The organism is Burkholderia sp. Cy-637 (assembly GCF_011753175.1).
Classification (GTDB): domain Bacteria; phylum Pseudomonadota; class Gammaproteobacteria; order Burkholderiales; family Burkholderiaceae; genus Burkholderia; species Burkholderia gladioli.
This window is the reverse complement of the sequence record NZ_VWWC01000077.1, coordinates 22,519-32,803: the sequence shown is the minus strand read 5'-3', so window position 1 is coordinate 32,803 and position 10,285 is coordinate 22,519. Positions and strand designations below refer to the sequence as shown.

The window sequence follows — 10,285 nt, the reverse complement described above, 5'->3', positions numbered from 1 at the left end:
TGGCGCTCGGCGTGGCGGGCGTCGCGCTGGTGCTGGCGCCGAAGCTGGCCGCGCCGGCCACCGCACATGGCGCCGCCGGCGCCTCGGCCTTCACGGTGCTGGTGGCCGTGCTGTCGATCGCCTCGATCACGGCTGGCTCGCTGTACCAGAAGAGCGCCGTGGCGCAGACCGACCTGCGCACCGCGGTGGCGATCCAGAACGCCGGCGCGGCGCTGGTGGCGGCCGCCTTCGCGCTGACGCTCGGCGAAACGCACTGGCAGCCCGCGCCGACGCTCTGGCTCGGCCTGGCCTGGGGCATCGCGATGCTCTCGGGCGGCGCGATCGTGCTGTTCGTCTGGCTGCTGCGCCACGGCGGCGCCGCGCGCGCCACCTCGCTGATGTTCCTGGCGCCGCCGCTGGCCGCCCTGCAGGGCTACTGGCTGTTCGGCGAGACGCTCGGCGCGCTGCAACTGGCCGGCTTCGCGGTGGCGCTGGCGGGCGTGGCGCTGGCGCGCTGGTCGCGCTGAACGGGGCCTCGCCGGGGCCCGCTTGCCCCCGACGCCAGCCCCGGGATCGCGCCGACCTCGCGCAATTGCGCTTATGATGCGCGTCTGACCGATCCCCGTTCCGGAGAGCTACACCGTGATGACCCGTCCCGATTACGCCGCGCGGCAGCGCGCGATTGCCGCCGAACTGCTGGTGGCGCCGAGCTTCGACGCCGCCGAGGAGGCCGAGCGCCGCATCGGCTTCCTGGCCGACTACCTGCGCTCGACCGGCCTGTCCACCTACGTGCTCGGGATCAGCGGCGGCGTCGATTCGTCGACGGCCGGCCGTCTCGCCCAACTGGCCGTCGAGCGCCTGCGCGCGAGCGGCTACGACGCGCGCTTCATCGCGATGCGCCTGCCCTACGGCGTGCAGCGCGACGAGGAAGACGCGCAGCGCGCGCTGGCCTTCGTGGCCGCCGACGAGAACCTGACGGTCGACGTCCGGCCGGCCGCCGACGGCATGCTGGCCGCCACCGCCGCCAGCGGCCTGGTGTTCCGCGACGAGGCGCAACAGGACTTCGTGCACGGCAACATCAAGGCGCGCGAGCGCATGATCGCGCAGTACGCGGTGGCCGGCGCGCGGCGCGGCATCGTGATCGGCACTGATCACGCGGCCGAATCGGTGATGGGCTTCTTCACCAAGTTCGGCGACGGCGGCGCGGACATCCTGCCGCTGGCCGGCCTGACCAAGCGCCGCGTGCGCGCGGTGGCACGCCACCTGGGCGGCGCCGACGCGCTGGTGATGAAGGTGCCGACCGCCGACCTCGAGGCCCTGCGCCCGCTGCTGCCGGACGAGACCGCCTACGGCGTGACCTACGACCAGATCGACGATTTCCTGGAAGGCAAGCCGGTGGACGACCACGTCTACGAGACCGTGCTGCGCTTCTACGATGCGACGCGCCACAAGCGCGCGCTGCCGTACACGCTGCACGACTGGCCCGGCGCCGCCGCCTGAGCGCCGCGCCGTTCCTTCGACTCGATGGCTGGGAGCCTGGAAAGATGCTGATCGACTGGCATGCGGTGCTGACGGTGCTGTCCGTCTACGTGGTCGGGGTGGTGATCCCCGGCCCGAACTTCGTCGCGGTCGCCCACAAGGCGGCCTCCTCGACGCGCGCGGCCGCGCTCGCGATGGTGGGCGGCATCGTCTCGGTCAACCTGTTCTGGGCGAGCTGCGCGATCCTCGGCGTCGGCATCGTGTTCACCGCCTTCCCCTGGATCGCGATCGCCGTCAAGCTGCTCGGCGCCGGCTACCTGATCTGGTTCGGCTCGCGGCTGGTGCTGAACGCGAAGGCGGCGCCCTCGCCGGCCCCCGCCGCCGCCGAGGCGGCCGGCCCGGTCGATCATCGCCGCGCTTTCGTGCAGGGCGTCGCCACCAATATCGCGAATCCCAAGTCGATCGCCTTCTTCGCCGCCGTGTTCGCCTCGGCCACGCCCGCCCACGTCACCTGGCCGACCTTCGGCGCGATGCTGTCGATGGTGCTGGTGGTCGCCTCCTCGTGGTACGGCTTCGTCGCCGTGGTGCTCTCGCACCCGGAAGTGGCCAGCGCCTACCGGCGCGGCAAGGCCTGGGCCGATCGCATCTGCGGCGGCGTGATCGTCGCGCTCGGCCTGCGCCAGTTGATCCGCTGATCCGCCGGGCCCGCCCGGCCGGTGCCCGTCGCAGCGCCGGCGCGCGGCATCATTTGCGCATCACATCGCATCGCCAGGCGTCAACGAACAGGAAACAATTGGCCGTCAAGGGTTCGAAAACGTAAATACAACGAAACATCCCGGCCGCGCTCGCATCGATTTCATGAAATCCCTTCACCGTCAGGCCTCCGGCGCGCTCTTGCGGGCAACGCAAGTCTGAGTTTCAGGGTTCCCGCCCGACCCGTTTTTCCCTCTACCTACACTCCGTCATCCGTCGCAAGACAGCCCGGATACGACCACCAATCAGGAAGGGGAAGCTCATGACAACCACTACGCTCCGGCACACCGCCCTCGGCATCGCGGCCGCCGTCACCACGCTGTTCGCCGTGACGGCCCACGCCCAATCGAGCGTGACGCTGTATGGCCTGATCGACGAAGGCCTCAACTTCACCAGCAACGCCGGCGGCCACTCGGCCTACCAGCTCGCCAGCGGCGACACCGGTGGCAGCCGCTGGGGCCTGAAGGGCAACGAGGACCTGGGCGGCGGCAACCACGCGGTGTTCCTGCTCGAGAACGGCTTCAACGTGAACACCGGCAAGCTCGGCCAGGACAGCAGCGAATTCGGTCGCCAGGCTTACGTGGGGCTGGCCTCGGACCACTACGGCACGGTCACGCTGGGCCGCCAGTACGACATCACCATCGACCCGCTCGGCTATACCTCGCTGACGGCCGCCGGCAACTGGGCCGGCGACGTGGCCACGGTACCCTTCGACAACAACAACGAAGACTGGGATTTCCGCGTCAACAACTCGGTCAAGTACGTGAGCCCGACCTGGAACGGGCTGACCTTCGAGGCCATGTACGGCTTCAGCAACACCACCGGCTTCTCGAACAACCGGCTGTGGGGCGCGACGCTCAACTACCAGAACGGCGGCCTGACGGCGGCGGCCTCCTACCTGCGCATGAACAACCAGGGCTCGACGAGCACCGGCGCGGTCAGCTCGGGCGACCTGTTCAACGGCTCCTCGGAGCAGAACATCGGCGCGGCCGTGTCTTATCGCTTCACCAAGGTGCTGGTGGCGGCCTCGTATTCGCACGTCGACGTCTACAACCCGACCAGCAACGTCTGGCTCAGCAACAGCGCGCTGCCCAACGGCGCGGCCTGGAACGCCTGGAAGTTCGACAACATCGAAGTCAATTCGCAGTACTACTTCAATTCGGCGTTCTGGCTCGGCGCGTCGTACACCTTCACGATCGCCCACCTGCACGCGCAGGACGGCGACTTCACGCCGAAGTACCACCAGCTCGCGCTGATGCTCGACTACGACCTCAGCAAGCGCACCTCGCTCTACGTGCAGGGCGCCTACCAGCACGCGGTGAGCGCGCATACCGGCACCAGCTTCGACGATGCGCAGATCATCGACGCCTCGGCCGGCGCCTCCTCGGGCGTGAACCAGACGGTGGTGCGCGTCGGCATGCTGCATCGCTTCTAAGCCGGCAGCGCGGCGCGCCCCGCCTCGCGTGCGCGGCCCGGTCATCCGCCGGGCCCGCGCCTTCCAGCCGCCCGGCCGATCGGCCGGGCGTTCCTGTTCATGAAGCGAGGATTTTTGATCGTCGCCGCGCTTCGGGTAGGCTTGCGCTTTCCGCGTTGACCGATCCCCATCATGCAACGACGCCGCTTTCTCGCTTCCCTGGCCTCCCTCGGCGCCGGCCTCGCCGCGAAACCGGGCGCGGCCGCCGCGGCCCTGCCCGTCGGCGCTAACGCCGATGCGCCGGCACGGCTCGACGCGAGCGCGGCGCTGGCGCACTACCTGCACCGGATCGACGCGATCGACCGGCGCGGCCCACGGCTCAACAGCCTGATCGAACTGAACCCGGACGCGCGAGCGATCGCGGCCGCGCTCGACGCCGAGCGCCGCGCCGGCCGCTTGCGCGGCCCGCTGCACGGCACGGCGCTGGTCATCAAGGACAACCTCGCGACCGGCGACCGGATGAGCACCACGGCGGGCTCGCTCGCGCTCGACGGCGTGCACGCCACGCGCGACGCCTTCCTGGTCGCGCGCCTGCGCGAGGCCGGCGCCGTGATCCTCGGCAAGACCAATCTCAGCGAATGGGCCAACATCCGCTCGACACGCTCGACCAGCGGCTGGAGCGGACGCGGCGGTCTCACGCGCAACCCGCACGCGCTGGACCGCAATACCAGCGGCTCGAGCTCCGGCTCGGCCGCGGCGGTGGCGGCCGGCCTCGCCGCGATGGCGATCGGCACCGAGACCGACGGTTCGATCACCTCGCCGGCCTCGATCAACGGCATCGTCGGCCTGAAGCCGACGGTCGGCCGCGTCAGCCGCGACGGCATCGTGCCGATCTCCTTCACGCAGGACACGCCCGGCCCGATGACGCGCACGGTGGCCGACGCGGCCCGGCTGCTGGCGGCGATCGCCGGCACCGACCCGCGCGATGCGGCCACCCACGACGCGCCGCCGCCCGACGACTACCTCGCCGCGCTCGATAGCCGGGCGCTGCGCGGCGCGCGGATCGGCGTGGCGCGCGAGTACTTCACCTCGCACGACGAGATCGACGGCGAGATCGAACGCGCGATCGCGCAACTGATCGAGCTGGGCGCCACCCTCGTCGATCCGATCGAGCTGCCCAAGCTGCATGTCGGCGACGAGGAAATGAGCGTGCTGCTGCACGAGTTCAAGCACGCGCTGCCGCTGTGGCTGGCGCAGTTCGCGCCGGCGGCGCCGATCAAGGACCTCGCCGGGCTGATCGCCTGGAACGAGGCAAATCGCGCGCGAGAGATGCCCTGGTTCGGCCAGGAGCTGTTCGTCCAGGCGCAGGCGCTGGGCGGGCTCGACAGCGAGGTCTATCGCAAGGCGTTGGCGAGCTGCGCGAAACAGGCGCGCGAGGATGGCCTCGACCACGCGTTCCGCCAGCACCGCCTCGACGCGATCATCGCGCCCACCGGCGGCACCGCCTGGCTGACCGACTTCGTCAACGGCGACAGCGCCGGCGACGGCTTCTCGCAGCCCGCCGCGGTAGCCGGTTATCCGCACCTGACGGTGCCGGCCGGCTTCGTGCGCGGCCTGCCGGTGGGGCTGTCCTTCGTCGGGCCGGCCTGGAGCGAGGCAAGGCTGCTCGCCTACGGCTACGCCTTCGAGCAGGCCACGCAATGGCGCCGCGATCCTTCGTTCCGCGCGCATTCGAGCGAGCCGCCGCTCGGCGAATCGATCTGAGCGCGGCCGGCGGCGCGAGCCTCGCGCGCGCCATCGGCCGCGATCGCCAACAAAAAAACCGGGCCTCGCGCGATGCGAGGCCCGGCCTTCATCCACTTCCCGTCATCCACGCGGACGCGATGCTCAGCCGCCGCGTTTCTTCGCCTGCAGCGCGCGAATCCGCATCACCGCGCCGGTATCCGCCACGGTGTGCTCGTACATCGCCGCGACGTCGCGCTTGAGCGCGGTGCGCGAGCCGCCGTCCAGGTAGACCATGTGCCCGGAAGGATAAAAACGCGCCGACAGGTTCTTGCGCACGCCGGCATCCTCGAGCGGCATCTGCTGCAGGTCGAGCACGGTCTGGTAGAAAGGCGTGACGAAGTCGTAGAGCCCGTTCGCCGACAGCACCTTCAGATCGACGTTGAGCGCCATCACCGCGGCCAGGTCGCCGGCCGTGTAGAGCACCACGTTGCCCTTGTCGTCCAGGCCCACCTGCGCGCCGGTCGGATCGGTGTGCTTGAAGTCCCAGTTCGCGAAGGCCTGGTCGTTGAGGTCGGTGAACGCGGAGTTCGAGGTGTACTTCAACTGCTCGTTCAGATACGAATTCCACATCGCCGTGTAGACGCCGGTCACGGCCGTCATGGTCGGGTCGTTGCCGCCGGAGTTCGGATCGATATTGCCGGCGATGCCCGAGGAGATCGCCGTCACGCGCCCGTCGTAGGAACCCAGCGAAAGCCCTTGCGCGCGCAACAGCGTGGTCAGGAACACCGAGTTGCCGCGCGCGTCGTAGCCGGCCACGTCGAGGCTCCAGGACAGCAGCGTGGCGGTGTCGATGCCGGTGTATTCGGACAGCTTCTGCACCACCGCCGCCTCGGTCTGCGGGAACTTGCGCAGCGCCTCCAGGTAGTCGGTGCGCGCGAACTGCGCGACCTCCTCGACGAAGGCGCCGAGATCGGTGGGCGTGGGCGTCACGCCGAGCCGCTTGTGGTACCAGGCATCGGCGGCGGCGGTCGGCAGCGCGCCCACCGGGTTGCCGGCCTGGCGATAGTCGAGGATCGAGGATTGCAGCGTGATGCCGTTCAGGTCGACGCCGTCCTCGTGCAGCTTGTAGGCCAGCACGCAGCTGCGCGCGGTGCCGTAGGACTCGCCGTACAGGTACTTCGGCGAATTCCAGCGATTGTTCTTCGTCAGGTAGCGCTTGATGAACTGCTTGAGTGAATCGGCATCCTCGTCGACGCCCCAGAAGTTGCGATTCTTGAACGGCGCCACGGCCGCCGAATAGCCGGTGCCGACCGGGTTCACGAACACCAGGTCGCTCTTGTCGAGCAGGCTGTCCGGGTTGTCCTCCATCTGGTACGGCGCCGGCGGCGTGAAGCTCGGCATCGAGGTGCGGATGCGGCGCGGCGCGAACGAGCCGAGCAGCACGAACACCGACGACGAACCCGGTCCGCCGTTGTAGAAGAAGGTGACGGGGCGCGCCTCCTCCTTCTGCCCGTCCTGCGTGAAGGCCACGTAGAACAGCTTCGCGTTGGGCTGCGAGCTGCTCGGGTCGACCGTCACCAGGTGCCCGGCGCTGGCCGTGTAGGCGATCCGCTTGCCGTCGAGCGACATGGTGTGATGCGTGACGGCCTCACCCTCGGTGGTGTCGGTGACCGAATCGTCGGGACCGTTGCCGTAGGCGACCGGATCGAAGAAGGGTTGGTCGCGGCCGTGCGCGAGCGCGACCGGATTGACGGTCGGCGGCACGCCGTGCGAATTGTGCGCGCCATGATGCAGCGGGTAGGTGCCGCCGCTTGACGAAGATCCCGATTGGTTGCTCATCGTGCCGCTCCTTCTGGTTTTATCGAACGTGCTTGAATGAACCGCGCTTGATCTTGTGGTGCTGGTCCTGTGCTGGTGATCCTTGCCATGCCGCCGATCTCGACGGTCCTGCCCTCGTGTTGCCTTCTTCCTGCCGCCTGCGCGGCGGCGACGCCACTCGCCGCGAGCAGGCCGGCACCCATGCGCCGGCTCGCCCGCGGCTCGCTCCTGCCTATCCGCCCTATCTGCCTGTTGCGCGGCCCTACCGCGAGCCGCCCGAGCCGCCTTGCAGCGCGGCCGCCACCTTCGCGCCGTCGGGGCTGCCGAGCCCCGTGCAGGCGTCCCAGCCCTCGGACGCCGCGAACGCGCCGTTGTTGCCCTGCGTGATGTCGTGGAACGCGCCCGGCTGCGCGTAGAGCTTGGGATTGGCCCAGCCCACCGGGCTCTTGCCGTTGGCATTGATGCGCGCGATCAGCGCCGCCCACAGCGGCGCCACCGCGCTGGTGCCGCCCAGCACGGCGGAGGTGCCCGCGATCGAGATGATGTAGCCGGTGGTCGGCGAGGCATCGCCCGCCACATCGGGCACGCCGCGCTGGCTCAGCGGCGTGCTGCCGCCGCCGGTCGCCTTGGCCGACAGCCCCTTCTGGTACGAGGGCGCCGGGAACACCGCGCTGACGCCGCCGCCGCCCGCGCCGCCGCTGGCCGCCTCGTCGTTCCATACCACCTCGCGACGGATCCCCTGCCCGGCCTGCGCGTCCAGCGTGGTGCCGCCGCAGGCCAGCACGTAGGGGCTCGAGGCCGGGAAGTCGACATGGTTCGAACCGTCCTGCAGCCCGTCGCTCGAGCCGCTGTCGCCCGAGGCCGCGCAGACCGTCACGCCGAGCGAGGCGGCCGTCTTCAGCACGTTGTTGAACGCGGTGATCGATTGTTGCGTCCACGAGGCTTCCGGGCCGCCCCAGCTGATCGACACCACCGAGGGGCGGTTGGTGCTGTCGTGGATCGCCTGGTTGACCGACTGGATGAAGCCCGCGTCGCTGTTGCCCGCGAAATAGACCGCGATGGTCGCGCCCGGCGCGATCGCGCCGGCCACCTCGATGTCGAGCGCGACCTCGCCGTCGGGGCCGTTCGGATCGTCGGTCGGCGCGTTGCGCCCGCCGTTGACGCTGACGTCGACCAGCTTCGGCGCCTTGACGCCGAGCTGCTCGAAATATTGCCGGATGTCGGCCGCGCGATAACCGCCGCCGAGCTCGACCAGCGCGATGCACTGGCCCGCGCCGTCGCCTTCCGGGAAGTTGTAGATCGAGGCCAGTTGCAGCGGCGTATACGAGGTGCCGGCGCCGCTGCGCGCGGGCTGGAACGGCGGACGGAAGCGGAAGTGGGGATGCGCCTGCGGGCGCGTGTCGAGGCCGAGCACGGCGGTGACCGCGTCGTGCAACTCGTCGGGCAGCGCGATCGCGCCGGTACGCGCGCGGAACGGGCCGATCGCATGATGTTCGTACTTCTCGAGCTTGACGCTGAACGCATTCTCGAACTGGGCGATGGTGCCGGCCAGCTCCACCACGCTCTGCACCGGATCGACGCGCTCCACCGTCAGCTGGTGGCGCTTGGCGAACGCCTCGGTGTGCTGGATGTCGTCCGCCCTGGCGCCGAAACGCTTGGCGAAATCCTCGCGCGATACCGGCTTGGCGGCCGGGTCGCCGCTGGCGAGCTTGTCGACCAGCGCGTCGAGCGCCTGTTCTCCCTCGCGTCGCAGCATCACCGTCACGTGGATCCGCTCGGCGGGATCGCATGCGCCGATGCACTTCGATTCCGTGATGACCTTAGGTTCGCTGCCGGCGTGAAGATGCCTTGCCATGTTGTGACCCTCCTAGATACCGTGTTGCACGGACTACGGAAAATCCGACCTGCCCTGCCCGACTCGGTTCCGGCAGGTTGACGGCGTCCTCTCAGCGACGCCGCAATCGATCGATCTGAATATGAACGGCCAGACGAGTGTAAAGCAGTGGCGGCAAACTCGCGCGCGCGTTTCCGGGCGCCGGAGCCTTGTGGAAAGCAACAAATGCAACAAACCGTTGCCGCCCGATCAATCGGGTCCGGCCAGTTCCTCGCGCAGCCATTCGACGAAGCGCGCGAGCTCGGGGCGCTCGATCAGGCCGTGGCGCCGATGCACCGCGATGGCGTCGGGCAGCCGGATCGATTCGTTGCACGGCGCGACCAGCGTGCCGTTTTCGATCATGCGTCCCGAGGTGCGCCGCCAGCCGATCGCCAGGCCATGTCCCTCGACGGCGGCCTGCAGCATCAGCGCGTAACTGTCGAACACCAGGCCGCGCGCGTCGGCCGGCAGCGCATGGCCGGCGGCGGCCAGCCAGGTATCCCATTCGAGCTGGTAAGGCGGCCTCGCGTGATGGTGCAGCAGCACGTGGCCGCCGAGCCGGCCCGGCTCGACACGGCCGCCGTGACGTTTCAGGTAGGCGGGGCTGCAGACCGGGAACACCTCGTCCGAGGCGGTGAACAGCAGCGGATGCAGGCCGCTGTCGCGATTGCTGCTCTGCAGGGCGAGATCGAAATGGCCTTCGAATTCGACCAGCGGGCGGGTGGTGGTGGCCAGCTTCAGGGCGACCTCGGGGCAGCGCTGGTGAAAACTCGACAGACGCGGCATCAGCCAGTGGAACGCCTCGCTGAGCTGGCAGAGCAGCACCACCTCGTTGTCGGCGGCCACCCCGCGCAAGCGGTCGGCATCGGCCGCGATGCTGCGCAATGCATTACCCAGGGTCATATGAAATTCCTGCCCGGCGGCGCTCAGGAAGACCCCGCGGTTGCGGCGCTCGAACAGCCGCACGCCGAGGTCCTGCTCGAGCGCGAGGATCTGCCGGCTGACCGCGGCCTGGGTCAAATGCAGCTCGGCGGCCGCGCGCGAGAAACTGCCCAGGCGGGCGGCCGCCTCGAAGGGCAGCAGGCTGGCCAGCGGGGGCAGCGACTTGCCGAGCTTATTCATGATTGCAGGTAATACCTGGCGACGAAAACATCGTTTGTAGCACAGCCGGCGGCGGCCTGAAGATCGGCAACGCGTGAGCTCGCGTTCGCCGCGCCTCACGGGTCTGCCGATCCCCGCCAGCT

8 protein-coding genes are annotated in these 10,285 nt (G+C 69.5%); 5 read left to right on the top strand and 3 right to left on the bottom strand.

Features of this window, described 5'->3' with window-relative positions; genetic code table 11:
- From F3J10_RS20110 to F3J10_RS20090, 5 genes are all read left to right on the top strand, one after another.
- On the top strand, positions 1–506 hold a 506-nt coding region (locus F3J10_RS20110), incomplete at its 5' end, for a DMT family transporter (protein ID WP_167242839.1).
- Between the two features lie 118 nt (positions 507–624).
- Positions 625–1,479, top strand: a complete 855-nt coding sequence (gene nadE / locus F3J10_RS20105; RefSeq protein ID WP_025100713.1) for an ammonia-dependent NAD(+) synthetase — start codon at positions 625–627, stop codon at positions 1,477–1,479.
- 44 nt (positions 1,480–1,523) lie between these two features.
- Positions 1,524–2,153, top strand: coding sequence for a LysE family translocator (locus tag F3J10_RS20100; protein ID WP_013689392.1), 630 nt, complete (start codon positions 1,524–1,526; stop codon positions 2,151–2,153).
- A 320-nt stretch (positions 2,154–2,473) separates the two neighbouring features.
- Positions 2,474–3,646: a porin gene (locus tag F3J10_RS20095; protein ID WP_166913884.1), complete on the top strand. Its 1,173-nt coding sequence runs from the start codon at positions 2,474–2,476 to the stop codon at positions 3,644–3,646.
- 171 nt (positions 3,647–3,817) lie between these two features.
- The gene (locus F3J10_RS20090; RefSeq protein ID WP_025100716.1) at positions 3,818–5,389 is read left to right on the top strand and encodes an amidase; all 1,572 of its coding nucleotides are present in this window, start codon (positions 3,818–3,820) and stop codon (positions 5,387–5,389) included.
- 123 nt (positions 5,390–5,512) lie between these two features.
- On the opposite strand, the gene F3J10_RS20085 is transcribed toward F3J10_RS20090, so the two are convergent.
- The 3 genes from F3J10_RS20085 to F3J10_RS20075 form a co-directional block, all read right to left on the bottom strand.
- Positions 5,513–7,189, bottom strand: a complete 1,677-nt coding sequence (locus tag F3J10_RS20085; RefSeq protein ID WP_167242838.1) for a peptidase S1 — start codon at positions 7,187–7,189, stop codon at positions 5,513–5,515.
- A 241-nt stretch (positions 7,190–7,430) separates the two neighbouring features.
- Complete coding sequence (locus tag F3J10_RS20080; protein ID WP_166913880.1) at positions 7,431–9,023, bottom strand: S53 family peptidase; 1,593 nt, start codon at positions 9,021–9,023, stop codon at positions 7,431–7,433.
- 228 nt (positions 9,024–9,251) lie between these two features.
- On the bottom strand, positions 9,252–10,163 hold the full coding sequence (locus F3J10_RS20075; RefSeq protein WP_166913878.1) for a LysR substrate-binding domain-containing protein: 912 nt from the start codon (positions 10,161–10,163) through the stop codon (positions 9,252–9,254).
- Positions 10,164–10,285 lie beyond the last annotated feature (122 nt).

Bases quoted from the DNA above. Each gene is read 5' to 3' on its own strand.
- F3J10_RS20100 (WP_013689392.1), top strand. From the start codon at position 1,524: ATGCTGATCGACTGGCATGCGGTGCTGACGGTGCTGTCCGTCTACGTG.
- F3J10_RS20080 (WP_166913880.1), bottom strand. From the start codon at position 9,023: ATGGCAAGGCATCTTCACGCCGGCAGCGAACCTAAGGTCATCACGGAA.
- nadE (WP_025100713.1), top strand. From the start codon at position 625: ATGACCCGTCCCGATTACGCCGCGCGGCAGCGCGCGATTGCCGCCGAA.
- F3J10_RS20085 (WP_167242838.1), bottom strand. From the start codon at position 7,189: ATGAGCAACCAATCGGGATCTTCGTCAAGCGGCGGCACCTACCCGCTG.
- F3J10_RS20075 (WP_166913878.1), bottom strand. From the start codon at position 10,163: ATGAATAAGCTCGGCAAGTCGCTGCCCCCGCTGGCCAGCCTGCTGCCC.
- F3J10_RS20095 (WP_166913884.1), top strand. From the start codon at position 2,474: ATGACAACCACTACGCTCCGGCACACCGCCCTCGGCATCGCGGCCGCC.
- F3J10_RS20090 (WP_025100716.1), top strand. From the start codon at position 3,818: ATGCAACGACGCCGCTTTCTCGCTTCCCTGGCCTCCCTCGGCGCCGGC.